Source organism: Vibrio sp. Y176, from assembly GCF_033438945.1.
The window spans coordinates 223,159-240,278 of the sequence record NZ_JAWOQS010000005.1; the positions used below are offsets into that span (position 1 = coordinate 223,159).

General features: G+C 44.9%; 14 protein-coding genes. 6 read left to right on the forward strand and 8 right to left on the reverse strand.

Annotated elements, in window-relative coordinates:
- Window positions 1-60 precede the first annotated feature (60 nt).
- Both nhaB and dsbB read left to right on the forward strand, forming a co-directional pair.
- Window positions 61-1,647 carry a Na(+)/H(+) antiporter NhaB gene (gene nhaB / locus R7O13_RS14630; RefSeq protein ID WP_005380822.1) on the forward strand — a complete coding sequence of 529 codons (1,587 nt, stop codon included), beginning with the start codon at window positions 61-63 and terminating at the stop codon, window positions 1,645-1,647.
- Window positions 1,648-1,730: 83 nt separating this feature from the next.
- Window positions 1,731-2,267 (forward strand): disulfide bond formation protein DsbB, encoded by a 537-nt coding sequence (gene dsbB / locus R7O13_RS14635; RefSeq protein ID WP_031779052.1) that lies wholly within the window; start codon window positions 1,731-1,733, stop codon window positions 2,265-2,267.
- A 79-nt stretch (window positions 2,268-2,346) separates the two neighbouring features.
- Here dsbB and R7O13_RS14640 read toward each other — a convergent pair whose 3' ends face one another.
- Window positions 2,347-2,964, reverse strand: coding sequence for a YecA family protein (locus tag R7O13_RS14640; RefSeq protein WP_005380818.1), 618 nt, complete (start codon window positions 2,962-2,964; stop codon window positions 2,347-2,349).
- A 170-nt stretch (window positions 2,965-3,134) separates the two neighbouring features.
- On the opposite strand from R7O13_RS14640, the gene dusC reads away from it, so the two are divergent.
- On the forward strand, window positions 3,135-4,094 hold the full coding sequence (gene dusC, locus R7O13_RS14645; RefSeq protein WP_017633856.1) for a tRNA dihydrouridine(16) synthase DusC: 960 nt from the start codon (window positions 3,135-3,137) through the stop codon (window positions 4,092-4,094).
- Between the two features lie 51 nt (window positions 4,095-4,145).
- Here the strand turns inward: dusC and R7O13_RS14650 are convergent, their stop codons facing one another.
- The 6 genes from R7O13_RS14650 to yfbV form a co-directional block, all read right to left on the reverse strand.
- Window positions 4,146-5,606, reverse strand: coding sequence for a sensor domain-containing diguanylate cyclase (locus R7O13_RS14650; protein ID WP_005387278.1), 1,461 nt, complete (start codon window positions 5,604-5,606; stop codon window positions 4,146-4,148).
- Window positions 5,607-5,780: 174 nt separating this feature from the next.
- Entirely contained in the window at window positions 5,781-7,607 is a 1,827-nt protein-coding gene (malZ, locus tag R7O13_RS14655; RefSeq protein WP_318304142.1) for a maltodextrin glucosidase, read from the reverse strand.
- 141 nt (window positions 7,608-7,748) lie between these two features.
- A complete protein-coding gene (locus R7O13_RS14660; protein ID WP_005387275.1) occupies window positions 7,749-8,543 on the reverse strand; it encodes an ABC transporter ATP-binding protein in 795 nt (264 codons plus the stop codon).
- The gene (locus R7O13_RS14665) at window positions 8,540-9,475 is read right to left on the reverse strand and encodes an ABC transporter permease (protein WP_012841584.1); all 936 of its coding nucleotides are present in this window, start codon (window positions 9,473-9,475) and stop codon (window positions 8,540-8,542) included. Before R7O13_RS14665 ends, R7O13_RS14660 begins: the two co-directional genes overlap by 4 nt.
- A 170-nt stretch (window positions 9,476-9,645) precedes the next feature.
- Window positions 9,646-10,611, reverse strand: coding sequence for an ABC transporter substrate-binding protein (locus R7O13_RS14670; protein ID WP_005380811.1), 966 nt, complete (start codon window positions 10,609-10,611; stop codon window positions 9,646-9,648).
- Between the two features lie 330 nt (window positions 10,612-10,941).
- The gene (gene yfbV / locus R7O13_RS14675; RefSeq protein WP_005380809.1) at window positions 10,942-11,394 is read right to left on the reverse strand and encodes a terminus macrodomain insulation protein YfbV; all 453 of its coding nucleotides are present in this window, start codon (window positions 11,392-11,394) and stop codon (window positions 10,942-10,944) included.
- Between the two features lie 346 nt (window positions 11,395-11,740).
- Between yfbV and R7O13_RS14680 the strand changes: the two genes are divergently transcribed.
- From R7O13_RS14680 to R7O13_RS14690, 3 genes are all read left to right on the forward strand, one after another.
- Window positions 11,741-12,937 carry an acetate kinase gene (locus tag R7O13_RS14680; RefSeq protein WP_005380807.1) on the forward strand — a complete coding sequence of 399 codons (1,197 nt, stop codon included), beginning with the start codon at window positions 11,741-11,743 and terminating at the stop codon, window positions 12,935-12,937.
- A 135-nt stretch (window positions 12,938-13,072) separates the two neighbouring features.
- Entirely contained in the window at window positions 13,073-15,217 is a 2,145-nt protein-coding gene (pta, locus tag R7O13_RS14685; protein WP_005380805.1) for a phosphate acetyltransferase, read from the forward strand.
- A 342-nt stretch (window positions 15,218-15,559) separates the two neighbouring features.
- Window positions 15,560-15,982 carry a hypothetical protein gene (locus tag R7O13_RS14690; protein WP_318304145.1) on the forward strand — a complete coding sequence of 141 codons (423 nt, stop codon included), beginning with the start codon at window positions 15,560-15,562 and terminating at the stop codon, window positions 15,980-15,982.
- 114 nt (window positions 15,983-16,096) lie between these two features.
- Here R7O13_RS14690 and R7O13_RS14695 read toward each other — a convergent pair whose 3' ends face one another.
- Complete coding sequence (locus R7O13_RS14695) at window positions 16,097-17,044, reverse strand: glutathione S-transferase family protein (protein WP_318304147.1); 948 nt, start codon at window positions 17,042-17,044, stop codon at window positions 16,097-16,099.
- Between the last annotated feature and the right edge of the window lie 76 nt (window positions 17,045-17,120).

The following is a 17,120-nucleotide window of genomic DNA, read 5'->3' on the forward strand; positions in this document are numbered from 1 at the left end:
AACAGATACTTAAGCACTATTGTAGTGTCTATTCATAATTTTGTTATAAAGAGAATTATCATGCCGATATCGCTCGGAAACGCTTTTATCAAGAACTTCCTTGGTAAAGCGCCTGATTGGTACAAAGTTGCCATTATAGCCTTCTTAATAATTAACCCGATTGTATTCTTCCTAATAAACCCATTTGTAGCTGGATGGTTGTTGGTCGCTGAATTTATTTTCACGCTAGCAATGGCATTAAAATGCTACCCATTACAACCTGGCGGTTTACTTGCTATTGAAGCCATTGCTATCGGCATGACTAGCCCTGCGCAAGTTAAGCACGAATTAGTAGCAAATATCGAAGTACTGCTACTTCTGGTGTTTATGGTTGCGGGCATCTACTTCATGAAGCAGCTATTGCTGTTCATTTTTACCAAAATTTTACTTGGCATTCGCTCTAAAACCCTACTATCACTCGCGTTCTGCTTTGCTGCGGCATTTTTGTCTGCATTTTTGGATGCCTTGACGGTTATCGCCGTTGTTATCAGCGTGGCGATCGGCTTTTACTCTATATATCACAAAGTAGCGTCTGGTAACCCTATCGGTGACCATGACCATACACAAGATGACACGATCACTGAACTAACGCGTGATGACCTAGAAAACTATCGTGCGTTTTTGCGCTCTTTGTTGATGCATGCTGGTGTAGGTACTGCCTTAGGTGGCGTAACCACGATGGTTGGTGAACCTCAAAACTTAATTATTGCAGACCAAGCGGGTTGGTTATTTGGTGAATTCCTAATCCGTATGTCTCCAGTGACACTACCTGTATTTTTCTGTGGTCTCATCACTTGTGCTTTAGTTGAAAAGCTTAAAGTGTTTGGCTACGGCGCGAAGCTTCCTAATAACGTTCGTCAGATCCTCGTCGATTTTGACCGTGAAGAGCGTAAAACGCGAACAAATCAAGATGTCGCAAAACTCTGGGTTCAAGGTCTTATTGCGGTTTGGTTGATCGTTGCACTCGCTTTGCACTTAGCGGCTGTCGGCTTAATTGGCCTTTCTGTGATCATATTAGCGACCGCATTTACTGGTGTCATTGAAGAGCACTCCATGGGGAAAGCGTTTGAAGAGGCCCTGCCTTTCACTGCACTGCTTGCAGTATTTTTCTCGATCGTTGCCGTAATCATTGACCAAGAGCTGTTTAAACCAGTCATCGATGCGGTGCTTGCCGTTGAAGATAAAGGTACTCAGCTAGCTCTGTTCTATGTGGCGAATGGCTTATTATCTATGGTGTCGGATAACGTGTTCGTTGGTACGGTTTACATCAATGAAGTAAAAACTGCACTCATTGAGGGTCTCATTACTCGTGATCAGTTCGACTTACTGGCGGTGGCAATCAATACTGGTACTAACCTGCCTTCTGTTGCAACGCCAAACGGTCAAGCGGCATTCCTATTCTTACTCACATCGGCTCTCGCTCCATTAATTCGTCTGTCTTACGGTCGAATGGTTATCATGGCGCTGCCTTACACCGTCGTTCTTGCGATTGTCGGTCTGATGGGAATCATGTTCTTCCTAGAGCCTGCAACAGCTTCTTTCTACGAAGCTGGTTGGATTTTACCTCATAGTGGTGATCTGACTCCCGTAGTATCCGGTGGTCACTAAAATTTGAGTTGATTAGGAAACTTATCCACGATAAAAAGCTCTGAGTATTCAGAGCTTTTTCTATTTCAGACAGGAACAAAAACGTGACTATTTTAAATTCACTTAACCAGTTTTCAAAGGGACGTTTATCGTGGCTACTGCTTCTGCTATTCGTCGTTTTCTTTGAAGCATGCGCCCTCTATTTTCAGCACGTCATGATGCTTGCACCATGTGTCATGTGTATTTATGAAAGAGTCGCGATGATGGGAGTGGGCGTCGCTGCAATGGTTGGTATATTGGCACCCAAGAACCCAATTTTCCGCTGGCTAGGTTTGATAGGCTGGGGATTAAGTGCTTACAAGGGTTTGTTACTTGCAATGCAGCACGTTGACTACCAGTTTAATCCATCACCATTCGCGACTTGCGATTTATTCGTCACATTCCCCAGCTGGGCTCCGCTCAATCAGTGGGTTCCTTGGATGTTTGAAGCATATGGTGATTGCTCTAAGGTTGTGTGGCAGCTCCTTGATTTATCAATGCCACAATGGTTAGTAGTAATTTTTGCAGGCAATTTAATCGCTTTGGCATTAATTGTAATTGCACAATTCTTCCCTGCAAAACGCGTTAATCCAATTCGTTAATCCTACTGACGCGTAAAAATTAACAAAAAGCCGACCATCTGGTCGGCTTTTTGTTAAGTGGATAGCGCGGCGATTCGCTTTAGCCGCGTGATTGACCACAGCACTGCTTGAATTTTTTTCCGCTCTCACAAGGACAGGGATCATTGCGCCCGATACCTTTGAATGGGTTTAGGCTTTGAGCTTTATTGCCTACCATCAACTCATCCGCGCCCAGCGCGACTTCACCGACCATTAAATCAAGCTGGTCGACTAAATCTGTCAGGGCCGGTGGCGTTTCAATACCTGCGTCACGCATCTGTTGCTGCGTTGCTGGCTCATCGATCGCCAGCATCAAAGTGGTCAGTAATGCTTGCAGCATACGCTGTAATCCATCATTGAGCTCAACGTCTTGCCACTGTTCTTCAATCATTGGCCAAACAGACATAAAGCCTTCGGCAAAATCAGCAAGTTGTTCAGGTTCTTTGCCTGTTAGCTCTAGCACGGAATATTCGTTTCGTTGAATTCGGTTATGCTGCTTGTGAATTTGCTCTTCCACAGCTGGTTGAATCGCTTTGAATCCCTCACCTAATAGCGGCTCTAACCACTTTTCAGGAGCGAGTGGTTTTGTCGTCAGATTCGCAGCTAACACTGCGCCTTCGATAAATAGGCAAGATTCATCGACGTGAACTTCACCTTTTTCAATCAATGTGTATTGCATGACATCTGGTTTCCCATAAATTTGGCGGCATTATACCTCAGAGCTCAAAAGCACGTAACCTAACGTTGTGTGTTTGACTGCATTGGGCGCTTCGACTCTTTTAATGACAAACTTAACTTACATCGCTACAATCGCCCTCCTTTTTACCACCAAACTGTATTAGGCAAGCTATGCGAGTTGTACTAGGCCCAATGGAAGGCGTTTTAGATCATTTGATGCGCCAAATCCTGACCGAGATAAACGACTATGACCTGTGTGTTACGGAGTTTGTTCGCGTAATCGACCAGCTATTACCCGATCATGTATTTCACCGTTTATGCCCGGAGCTGTTGCAAGGTTCTCAGACTGCATCTGGTGTGCCAGTACATGTGCAATTGTTGGGACAAGAACCGAACTGGATGGCTGAGAACGCAATTAAAGCGGCAAACCTTGGCGCCAGAGGTATTGATATAAACTTTGGTTGCCCAGCCAAAATGGTCAACAAAAGTAAAGGTGGAGCAGCGCTACTCCAGCATCCAGAGCTCATTCACCGTGTGGTTAAAGCTTGTCGAGAAGCCGTTCCAGAAGCCATTCCCGTAACTGCAAAAATTCGTCTTGGCTGGGAGAACCCTGAAGATTGCTTTGAAATTGTCGATGCCATTCAGTCTGCTGGCGCAAATGAATTGACCGTACACGCACGTACTAAACAAGGTGGTTATAAAGCTTCTGAGATAAAATGGGATTACATCAACCAAATTCGCGAACGTTTCGATATCCCACTGATAGCGAATGGTGAAATTTGGAATTATGAAGACGGTCAACGTTGCATTGAAACGACTGGCGTTAACTCTTTGATGGTGTGCCGAGGCGCTTTCAATATCCCTAACTTAGGCAATATGGTAAAACATAACCACCAGCCAATGTCATGGCCCGAGGTGGTTGAGTTGCTCATCTATTATTCCAAGTTTGAGATGAAAGGCGATAAAGGCTTGTATTACCCAAACCGCGTAAAACAATGGTTCTCTTACTTACGTCAGGCTTATCCTGAAGCAAAAGACCTATTTAGAGAAATCAGAACGTTCAACAAAGCCGCACCAATTGTTGAGCATATTCAACGCTACCGCGATGACTTAAACTCTCAGGTTGCATAACTCCCGAACACAAAAAAGGACGAATATCTCGTCCTTTTTTGTACCTAAATCCTAGTAACAGATCTTATTTTTGCCGGTACTTTTGGCTTGATATAACTTTTCATCCGCCGCTTTAAACAATTCATCAAAGTTTTCTACTCGGCTCTCTTTACTAAACACCACACCGCCAGAGATCGTAAAGCCTTCTTTCGTTACGCGTATCGAGCGCTCATCTATGGCTTTTTTTACTCTGTCTAAAATGAGTTTAATGCCTTCTGAATCTTCGTCATAAATAGCTAAAACGAACTCTTCGCCACCAAACCTTGAGGCAACATCGGTATGGCGAATATTTTCACGTATACATTTTGCAACAAGCTGAATTGCAGAATCACCGACATCATGACCATAGGTGTCGTTGATCTTCTTGAAGTTATCAATATCGAACACTGCCAAAGCAACCTGTTTTTTTGTCATCTTATTACGCCACACGGTTTGCATACCTCGACGATTCAATAAGCTGGTCATTGGGTCTCTTGCTGCCAGTTCTTTAAAGTAACGTCGCTCGCTATGCATATTCACATAGAACAAGACGACTGTACTCAGCACGTAAATAAATAGTGCGACAATAAGGCTGTATTTTTCAAAAACCGCTAGGTTCTTAGCTTCATCCCAAAGGTTGTACTCGTAGTACATGCTGTGATTCGCACTCAATCGCTCTAATTCGACTGGTTTGATTCGTGTACTGTTTGAAGGAATGGATTGTAAATTGGAAACCAAATGAAACTGACCAACAAGACCTAGCGACGAAGCCATGAGCGTATTGATGTCAAAATCAATAGACAAAACACCTTGATGTTCTCCTTTCTCATAGACGGGTACCGTCATACTAATGACTTGACCTTCCATCGAGTCCAACACAGGCCCTGGTCCAGCCAAGGTAATGTTCACTTTATCTTGCGCGGTTTTTTGCCAAAAAGGTCGGGCTTTTAGCGTTGACAAAAGCTCTCTTGTGAAATTTTTTGCGTAGGTATCGGGTGAGGAGATAACGTAACCGCGCTTGTCAATGTAATGGATTCCAACAATGTGCGATTCAATATCGTGCAGAAATGACAATGACGGCGCAAAACCCGCCTTTTGTTCAGCTAACTGGTTAATCGTTGAACCTTGCTGACATAAGCTTTCGTCCCCTACGATCATATAATCAAGGTCAACCGCAGGTAACCCTTCACTATAAACACTTTCGAGTAATAACACATCTATAGGCCAAAGATAACAAAGCCCTTCTTTGACTAAAGAATTATGTTCTTCAAACAGTGGGTTAGCGTAATTGGTATAGTTGGTGAAGCTGTAATCTAAAGCCGTGAGTACTTTAATACCGCGAGACATTGCACGCTCGATACGCGAATACTCAGAATCGATATAGCGGTTAACCGCATCATAGTAATTTTTCGTTGTCACGAGTAAAACCACTACAAATAACGCCAGAGGAAAAAAGATGACAAATGAGAGGCTAAATCGCCTTTGGTTTACCATTGAGTACCATGCATATGAAAGGTCAATAGTCTCTTATGACTGCTATTAAATTGATACTCGTTATCTGGTGACGCATGCAATGCAGCACCAGATAACAAGAGACCAAACAAATGTGTGCGCGCTGTTTGAGACCGTTTATATATTAAAGGAGTTTAATCAATATAGAGTGTGGTGTCACTTTAGTCGCCATAATTTGCAGCTCTGTGCCGACATATTGACAGAGATATGACCTTTATAATCAAGCTGTTCTGTGTCATCTAACAACGATACAACTTGGCTAACCTCCAAGCCCAGTTGCCACATAGGTAAATCGATTGAACATTCATTACCACTGAGATTAATCATAACAACGACTGCTTCACGACCTAGTACACGTGCGTACGCCAACTGGTTGTCAGTGCAATGCAGCCATTGAATACAGCCCGACTGTAAAGGCTTACATTGTTTACGTATCTTGATCCATTGTTGGTAAAGCGATAGCCATTGTGAACTTTCGATTTCATTCCAAGGAAAACAGCGACGATTATCCGGGTCTAGACCTCCTTCTAGACCGACTTCACTCCCGTAGTAAAGACAAGGCGTGCCAACGTAAGTCATAAGCATTGCTAGCGCGATGTTCATTTTACGCTTATCACCATCAACCAGTGTGATAAACCGAGCAGTATCGTGACTATCGAGTTGATTTAGCTGCGATAGCTGATTAGAAAATGGGATTTTTGCTCTGGCTTCGTCCAACCATGCTTTAAACTCCAAACCATCAATGTTGATTGGATCGTACATAATGTCTTGTCGTGCGATAAAAGCTCGAACTGGATGAGCAAAACCGTAGTAGTTCATCGCCCCATCCTCTTGATCACCTTGCAACCACTGCGTTGCTTCAAAAAAGTGCTCACCTAACACATAAGCATTCGGGTTTACTGACTTAGTCGCATTACGAAACGCTGCCACATAATGAGCATTGTTTTTCGCGCCGTCTCCTTCGCCAAGCATATGGATTACATCAAACCGCCAGCCATCAACCAAGTACGGTGGCTTCAGCCAATACTTGATGACAGAATCTTCACTTTGGTAGATGTAGTCGCGCACCTGTTCATTTTCAAAGTTCAGAACCGGTAAGTTACCAATGCCTTTCCAACCAATGTAGTGATTGGTTTCGCCTTCGAAAAAGTAGTAATCACGGAACTTTGACTGCGGATTGCCATACGCTCCTTCTCCTTTTTGTTCTATATCAAACCAAGGATGATGCACTGATGTGTGGTTAAACACCGCGTCTAAGACAATCTTCATATTCTTACCGCGGATTTTCTCACACAGTTCAGCAAACTGATCATTGGTGCCGAACATAGGGTCAACAGTGAAGTAATCGGTGGTGTCGTATTTATGATTACTTGGTGAAGAAAAGATCGGATTAAAATAAAGCGCAGTAACGCCGAGCTGTTCAAGATAGTCCAACTTTTGCTCCACACCTTTGAGGTCGCCGCCAAAGAATTCACGCGCCCCGGTATTTTGGTGAGAGCCTACCGCGTCTCCCCACGCCTTGACGATCGATGCAGAATCATACTGAGCATAAGCGTGGCGAATATCGGACTCACTTTTACTAGCAGAAAAACGGTCAGGAAAGATTTGATAGAAAACTTGCTCTTGGACCCAGCTTGGTGGTTGATGCTCCACATTCAACTTAAAGTGGAACTCTTTGGGTGGAATACGCTTTTGTACGCCTCGTGCATCGAGCCAGTATTGTTGTCCGTCTTTGAGGAGCTTAAACACATAATGTGTGACATCTCGATCTTGATTTGGTCGAAACGATGCCTCCCATAGTAATAATTCACCAGCCGTTCCTACTTGAGCCATGTCGACCAGATATTCTTCATTGTCCGGCTCAATACGCACATAGACGGAATCAAAATCCAATGTCTCGGTTTTCAGTCTGACTGTAACTTGCTCGTCATTAAAAGCTAAACCATCAATAGTTTGACTATGAAAAATAAATGGCAGGTTCATTATGGGCACTCCTCGTCATCGGATATGCCACTATGTTATTGAAGAATTAGAGACAAGAAATCCTCCCTGCGAGTTGACATATCAACCAATTTTCCCAAGGAGGATCACACTTAGTAGGCGTAGTGACTTGTCGGATACCGCTTAGTTCAACAAAAGACTGTCATCTGCCAGCTCTTCACCACGCACTTTAGAGAACATATCCAGCAAGTCTGGTACTTGCATGTTAGCACGCTGCTCTCCAGCCACATCAAGCACAATTTCACCTTGGTGAAGCATTACGGTCCTATCGCCACATGCTAATGCGTCTTTCATCGAATGCGTCACCATCATCACGGTTAAGTCGAACTCATCGACAATACGTTTAGTTAAGTCGATAACAAACGCCGCCATACGAGGATCAAGCGCAGCCGTGTGTTCATCAAGCAATAACAACTTACTCTCCGATAACGTCGCCATCACAAGGCTAACTGCTTGTCGTTGCCCACCAGACAGCAACCCAATGCTATCGCCCAAGCGGTCTTCTAAACCAAGACCAAGGATGCTAATTCTCTCTTGGAACAGCTTGCGACGTTTAGTAGAGAGCGCCAACCCCCAGCTGCGTTTTTTACCACGCATGTGCGCTAGAGCCATGTTCTCTTCTATCGTCAGTTCACCACAAGTCCCGGCCAATGGATCTTGAAACACTCGGGCACATTGCGTCGCACGTTGGGCTACCGTCTGCTTGGTGACGTCTTTGCCATCAATGATCACCTGACCACCTATCATCGGCGTCTCACCTGTCACCGCACCAAGCAACGTCGATTTTCCTGCGCCATTAGAACCAATCACGGTAAGAAATTGATGCTCTGGAACCTCTAAAGAGACGCCTTTCAATGCACGATTTTCCAAAATCGTCCCTGGGTTGAACGTGACCTGAATGTTATTTAGTTCGATCATAATGCCTCCCCAGAACCATTTTTTGATGCCGCTTGTTTAGCATCAGTAACGCGTTGTTTCGCTCTCATGCTCTGTTTTAGCTTTGGAGCAATAAGCGCCACAGCCACCAATACTGCGGTAACCAGGTTGAGGTCTGAAGCTTGTAAACCAAACATGCCAGAACTCAAAGCGAAAGCCACTGCAAGACGATAAAGTACCGAACCGATGATGACCGCAAATACCGCAACCCAAATCTTGCGCCCGGGAATAAGGGTCTGCCCCAAAATCACAGCAGCCAAACCAACGACAATGGTGCCCACGCCAGAGGTCACATCCGCAAAGCTGTTCGTTTGTGCAAACAACGCGCCTGCGAATCCCACAAACCCGTTGGATAAAGCCAAGCCAAAGTAGGTATAAAAGCCAGTGCTAGCCCCTTGCGCAGAAACCATACGCGCATTCACACCCGTGGCTCGTAAACCAAGACCAAAGTCGCTGTTCAGCAGGCGAATGACAAAGAAAGCGGACAGAAGAACTAAGACCCCAACAACCAGAGGGCGAATAAACATCGCATCGCCCAATGCTTCAAACGGAGTGAGAATAGTATCCTCTCCAAGCAACGCCATATTAGGTTTGCCCATAATACGAATATTAATTGAAAATGCAGCTATCATGGTAAGAATGGAAGCTAACAGGTGTAAAATACCACACCGAACAGCCAGAAAAGCGGTTACCCACCCCGTCATACTACCAGCTATCATCGCCATTATTGTCGCAAGCCAAGGATTAATACCTGCGACAATCGCCGTTGCAGCCACCGCCGCTCCCATTGGAAAGCTGCCATCCACACTCAAATCGGGGAAATCGAGAACACGGAACGTAAGATACACACCCAGAGCGACTAGGCCATAAATCAAGCCAATTTCGAGTGCGCCAAAAAAAGCAAATGCAGACATAACTGCTCCTTTCTGCATACTCAGGCTGGCTAATACCAACCTGAACGTAAGACTTCTAACGTATACTCCCCTTCTTCTCTAGCAGAATGCTTTACACGAGAAATCTGGCGAGTATCAATTTTGGGGCAAGCCTCTATCAACGTGACAGGCTTAACCCCAAAAAGCGTTACTTATTGCATGCTTGTCGCACGTTCAATCACAGAACTTGGCAGCTTGATACCGAGCTTAGATGCTGCGCTTTCATTAATTACAAGGTCAGAGCCCGTCGCGACTTTTACATCCAGCTTGCCTGGTTCTTGACCATCAAGAATCGCCGCCACGTAATCCGCGGTTTGTACACCAACCTGGTAGTAGTCAAAACCTAAGCCTGCAATTGCACCCTTTTCGACATACGACGTCGCGCCACCAAATACAGGTTTCTTCGCTTGATTCGCTGCAACAATCATCCCTTCAATCGCACTTGCAACTGTATTGTCTGTTGGGGCGTAAAGAATGTCTGATTTCGCTGCAATCGCTTGAGTCGCAGACTGAACATCAGCACTTTTTAGTGCGGTCGCTTCAACCACTTGTATGCCTTTTGCTTTTGCGCTTTCTTTTAGTAATTCAACTAAAGTCACGGCATTAGCTTCACCGGGATTAAATACAACCCCGATGCTTTTCACCTGAGGAAGAATTTCTTGGATGAGATCGACATGCTGAGCAACGGGTGAAAGATCAGACAGGCCAGTTACGTTTTTGCCTGGTTGTTCCATCGACTTAACCAATTTCGCACCAACCGGATCTGTTACCGCAGTAAAGACAACAGGAATAGAGCGAGTAGCCGACACCAAGGCTTGTGCCGAAGGTGTCGCGATGCCAACTAACACATCAGGATTTTCACCGACGTACTGACGGGCAATTTGCACCGCAATCGCTGGATTACCCTGTGCGGTCTTATAATCAAATTCTAGATTTTTGCCTTCTTCGTAGCCTTTCGCTTTCAAACCATCAAGCAATCCTTGGCGCGTCGCGTCTAACGCCGGGTGTTCGACAATCTGTGAAACTGCGACAGTTGCAGTGGCGGCCAGTACATTGGTAGAAGAGAAAATAGCAGTAGCTGATAGAACGGCAGTGGCTAATAAACGTTTCGTTTTCATCATAACTCCTTGATGTGACTTCGTCCTTGTTTCACGAGCTTTCAATATGTGTATCGACTCGTGAATTCAAATGTTTGAAGGCGGTATTGTTGTGTTCATATAACTGTGCACTTCTTGCGCATCTTGTTTTTATTATTACTACTAAGTCTTAGTAAAGAAAAGAAAGATTTAACACTAAAGCAACATTTGTGATCGGGGGGACTTCTTCATCCGGAAAGAATCTTTGGTAAACAAAGCTTCGCTCGCTTCATCAACGACCGTCAAAGTAGGTAATAGAGGCAGGATCAAAAATGGAGCGGCCAGTGCACACTCCATTTCAAACAATTTAAATTAGAACCAACGCTCTAATGACGATTTATCGAGCTGGCGAAACGCTCGGTTCAGTATTATCGCAAGCTCTTTGTAACGAGGGCGAGCTTTGACAGGCTCTAATGCAAAACCTGTTTCCACAATTTTTTGATGCAACTCCCGATACCAAGAGGCCAAAGAAGGCGGCAATTTCGTGTTGGATCGAGCACCAAGCCACCAAATGCCTTGAAGTGGCAAGCTAATCGCAAACAAGGCAACAACAATGGATTGAGGTAACGCGTGGTAATTGTTGAATGCCATTTGAGTGAGTACGCTGATCGCAGCAACGGCCGGCATGACTTTAATGCCAAAGCGAGTCGCCTTAATGATACGCTGTTCCGGAAATATGGCGCTTAGCTCTTTACGAACTGGCCAGATCTCCATGTAATTCTGGCCATCTTTCAGGCTATGGATCAATCCGACTTTATTACTCATACCGCTCTCTCACTAAAAAATAGTTGAACATTTCAACTGAAGGTACAAAAAATTGATGAAAGTTAATATTCTTTCAAATTTTTTTTGTTATCATTGCTTATTATCGCTATCCTTTGCAGACCCTCAATCTCATTGTTGCTGTTATTTACAATTTAAGCAACTCCGAGATATCTATCTGCACGGATCGCATCATAGTGATGGAAGGGTTCATCACTATTTCTTTATATGGAATTAGAACAATTTTTGACCAGGATTAGTACGCAGCCTTCTGGGTATCGGCTATTCTTGTGATTAATTTTTCATTCTTTAACTGATTTTTTATCAGACGAATAACAGGTAGTCATACATGTCTAAGCTAGTTTTAGTTTTAAACTGCGGTAGTTCTTCTCTTAAATTTGCCGTTGTTGATGCCGAGAACGGCGACGAGCACTTGTCAGGTCTTGCTGAGTGTCTTCACCTTCCTGAAGCTCGCATCAAGTGGAAACTTGATGGCAAGCACGAAGCTCAACTAGGCAATGGTGCAGCTCACGAAGAAGCACTAGCGTTTATGGTAGAAACTATTCTTGCTTCTAAGCCAGAGCTTAAAGCTAACCTAGGCGCAATCGGTCACCGTATCGTTCACGGCGGCGAGCAGTTCACTCAATCTGCACTAATTACTGATGAAGTTCTAAAAGGTATTCAAGACGCTGCAACATTTGCACCTCTTCATAACCCTGCTCACATCATCGGTATCGAAGCGGCTAAGAAAAACTTCCCAGAGCTGAAAAACGTTGCTGTATTTGACACTGCGTTCCACCAAACTATGCCTGAAGAGTCTTACCTATACGCTCTTCCATACAACCTATACAAAGAACACGGTATCCGTCGTTACGGCATGCACGGTACTTCTCACTTGTTCATCACTCGTGAAGTTGCAGGCCTACTAAACAAACCAGTTGAAGAAGTAAACATCATCAACTGTCACCTAGGTAACGGCGCATCTGTATGTGCGATCAAGAACGGTCAATCTGTAGACACTTCTATGGGTCTTACTCCACTTGAAGGTCTGGTAATGGGTACTCGCTGTGGCGACATCGACCCTGCTATCGTCTTCCACCTACACGACGCTCTAGGTTACTCTGTTGATCAAATCAACACGATGCTAACTAAAGAATCTGGTCTTCAAGGTCTAACTGAAGTGACTTCTGACTGTCGTTTCGTTGAAGACAACTACGGTCAAAAAGAAGAAGCAACACGCGCAATGGACGTGTTCTGCCACCGTCTAGCTAAATACGTTGCTGGCTACACTGCTTCAATGGAAGGCCGTCTAGACGCAATCACTTTCACTGGCGGTATCGGCGAGAACTCTGGCCCTATCCGTGAAATGGTTCTAAACCGTCTTGGCATCTTCGGTATCGAAGTAGATAGCGAAGCTAACCTTAAAGCTCGCTTCGGCGGCGAAGGCGTTATCACGACTGAAAACAGCCGTATCCCTGCAATGGTTATCTCTACTAACGAAGAGCTAGTCATCGCTGAAGACACTGCTCGCCTGACAGGTCTTTAATTGAATTCCTGGCTAGCCACTCGGCTAGCCAGTTTTCATTCAAACGAATTTCTTAGGGGCTCAACTCCTATTCTTCGAGCTTCATGGAATAAGAGTTGAGCTTTTATCCCCCAAATAGCTAAAGGTACTCTACGAATGTCTCGTACTATTATGCTTATCCCTACTAGCGCAGGCGTTGGCCTAACAAGCGTTAGCATGGGTGTTCTTCGCGCTATGGAGCGTAAAGGCGTTAAAGTTTCTTTCTATAAGCCAATCTGTCAGCCACGTTCAGGTGGTGATCAGCCAGATCTGACTTCAACTATCGTTGGTCGTAACAGCGATATGAAGATCGGTGAACCAATGGCGATGTCTGTTGCTGAAAGCCTAATCGGTAACGACAACATGGACGAGCTGCTAGAAACCGTTGTTGAACGTTACAACCAAATCAACAAAGACGCAGACGTTACGCTAATCGAAGGTCTTGTACCTACTCGTAAGCACCCATTTGCAAACCAAGTAAACGCGGAAATCGCGGCAACACTTGGTGCAGAAATCGTGCTAGTTGCGACTCCAGGTACTGATAACCCTGCGCAACTGAAAGAGCGTATCGAAGTAGCATGTTCTAACTTCGGCGGCACTAAAAACAAAAACATCTCTGGTGTTATCATCAACAAGCTAAACGCTCCTGTTGACGAAGCTGGCCGTACTCGCCCTGACCTATCTGAAATCTTTGACGATGCAGACAGCGCGAAACAAAACGAATTGAAAGTGATGGAAATTTTCAACACTTCTCCAATTCGTGTTCTAGGTTGTGTGCCATGGAGCATTGATCTGATTGCGACTCGTGCAATCGACATGGCTAAACACCTGAAAGCAGATATCATCAACGAAGGTGACATCAACACTCGTCGCATCAAGAGCATCACTTTCTGTGCACGTTCTCTGCCAAACATGATTGAGCACTTCAAACCGGGCTCTCTACTTGTTACTTCTGCAGACCGTCCTGATGTTATCGTTGCTGCTTCTCTTGCTGCAATGAACGGTGTGGATATTGGTGCAGTACTGCTAACTGGCGGTTACGATATCCCTAGCGAAATCGAAGGCCTATGTAAACCAGCATTCGACACTGGTCTACCTATCTTCAAAGCACAAGGTAACACTTGGCAAACGTCTCTAAACCTACAGAGCTTCAGCATCGAAGTGCCTGCAGACGATAAAGAGCGTATCGAGTTCATCAACGAACACGTTGCTGGCCACATCGACGGTAACTGGATCGAGTCTATGACTGAAGGCACTCAGAAGTCTCGTCGTCTAAGCCCACCAGCGTTCCGTTACCAGCTAACTGAACTTGCTCGTAAAGCAGGTAAGCGTATCGTTCTTCCAGAAGGTGACGAACCACGCACAGTTAAAGCAGCGGCAATCTGTGCTGAACGCGGCATTGCAGACTGTGTACTTCTAGGTAACCCAGATGAAATCCGTCGCGTAGCGGCTCAACAAGGCGTTGAGCTAGGTACTGGTGTAACCATCATCGATGCAGATGCTGTTCGTGAAAACTACGTTGCTCGCCTAGTTGAGTTGCGCGGTGCGAAAGGCATGACTGAAGTTGTGGCTCGTGAGAAGCTACAAGATTCAGTATTCCTAGGCACAATGATGCTTGAGAACGACGAAGTTGACGGCCTAGTTTCTGGTGCTGTTCACACTACGGCGAACACTATCGTTCCTCCGTTCCAAATCATCAAGACGGCACCAAATGCGTCTATCGTATCTTCAGTATTCTTCATGCTTCTGCCTGATCAAGTACTGGTTTACGGTGACTGTGCAATCAACCCAGATCCAACTGCTGAACAGCTTGCTGAAATCGCTATCCAATCTGCCGACTCTGCAGCAGCATTCGGTATCGAACCACGCGTTGCAATGATCTCTTACTCTACTGGTGAATCTGGTAAGGGTGCAGACGTTGATAAAGTACGTGAAGCAACAAAACTGGCTCAAGAGAAACGTCCTGATCTTATCATTGACGGTCCTCTACAGTACGACGCTGCTATTATGGAAAACGTTGCTGCTTCTAAAGCACCAAACTCTCCAGTTGCAGGTAAAGCGACAGTATTTGTATTCCCAGACCTAAACACGGGTAACACAACTTACAAAGCGGTACAACGTTCAGCTGACCTAGTATCTATCGGTCCAATGCTGCAAGGTATGCGTAAGCCTGTAAACGACTTGTCTCGTGGCGCGCTAGTAGACGACATCGTGTACACCATCGCTCTAACAGCTATCCAAGCAGACCAAGAAGCTAAATAATAGCTTCTTACATCTAGTTGGATATAGATACAAAGCCCTCGATTCGTCGAGGGCTTTTTCTATTGCTGGCCAGAACACTTATTTATTTTTTATACCAATCACTGCACAACCTATAATTACTGGTGCACAAAGCTTTTCTCCCTATCGCCCTCCATACCTAATCGACATTGCTCGTGCTTGTTCTTACACCGATTGACCCACTCCCCAAAATGCATTGGCTCCAAAGCAGCACGGTCCCTGTTCAATTTATCGACATTATTTACGTTTTAGCTAAACTTTTTTGCTAGGAAATACGTAAAAGCTACTGCAATGCACAAACTCATTGACTGCTAAGGAATATATATGAAGGATTTCATCAATACATCACTGATAAAGTTTGGTTTAGCTGCGTTTCTGATTAGTTTTTCTTCATTCAGCTTTTCCGCCCCGAGTATTAAAGGCGTCGATCAAGATATGTCCGGAGGAACGGTGACCGCTGAAATGGCTCATGCTGATGACAATGGGTGGATGGTTGTCCACCGAACAGACGAATCAATGAAGCCTGGTCCTATTATCGGCTACGCTCCGTTAAAAATGGGAAAGAATGAAAACGTAAATGCAATTTTGATGGAACCAGTAGAATCAGGCGATATGCTGATGTTAATGGTCCACGGAGAGAAAGGTGGCATGAAGACTGGTGTGTTTGAGTATACGCTCGGCGCTAAAGAGGACGGTCCTGTAAAAGTGGACGGAAAGCTAGTGATGGACATCGTACGCGCTAAGTAAGGTGACGATGAATGAAAAAGTAAACTTCCTACTCCCGGTATTTAGATGACACAAAAGTACTTAACGGCATTGCTAACCGTTAAGTACTTTTTCATTTGCGATGGAAGCAGCAAACTAGCCAACCCTTTCTCTTCCATGAGGAGTATTTATGTCTAAATCAGGCCCTTTTGGTACAACTTGCGTCGGATTAATCCCAGTGTGGCTGAAGTAGTAGTGGCGTTTAATGTGATAGAAATCCGTCGTTTCTTCGACGCCTTCAACTTGATACAACTCTTTTAAGTAGCCTTGTATATTTTCGTAGTCTGCGATGCGCTGCTTGTTACACTTGAAATGCCCCACATACACCGCATCAAAACGAATAAGAGTCGTAAACAAACGCCAATCCGCCTCAGTAATTGTGTTCCCTGCTAAGTAACGATGCGTCGCTAGGTGAGCATCGATTTTATCTAACGCATTAAACAAAGAATCAAACGCTTCTTCATACGCCTCTTGCGTAGTCGCGAAGCCACAACGATACACTCCGTTGTTGACATTCGGATAAACAAAATCGTTCCACTCATCAATAACGTGTTTTAGATGTTCTGGATAGTAGTCGTCGTGATTCCCTGTTAACGCATTGAACTCCGAGTTAAACATACGAATGATCTCTGACGACTCGTTCGACACAATAGTATTGGTCTTTTTATCCCAAAGTACAGGCACGGTTACGCGGCCCGTGTAATCGGGTTTGGCCTGCGTGTAAATTTGATACATGCGCGTGTGACCAAACAATGGCTCAGGAAGCCCCATTTGCCAACCTTGGCTGAGCATATCAGGACAAACGACCGTGACATCAATATGTGGTTCTAAACCTTTCAGCTTGCGGAAAATGAGGGTTCGATGTGCCCAAGGACAAGCAAGAGAGACATACAAATGGTATCGACCGGACTCTGGCGTAAACTCCGCATCAGGGTCGTTTTTAACCCAGTTACGGAATCCGGCATCTTCGCGCACAAATTTGCCACCATTTGATTTTGTGTCATACCAGACATCTTGCCAAACACCTTCAACCAACTTACCCATGATTGCTCTCCTCTCGTTCTGTTTGTGTCTATATTAGCGTTTCCTATCAAACAGAGAATCATCGAACTTAGGACAT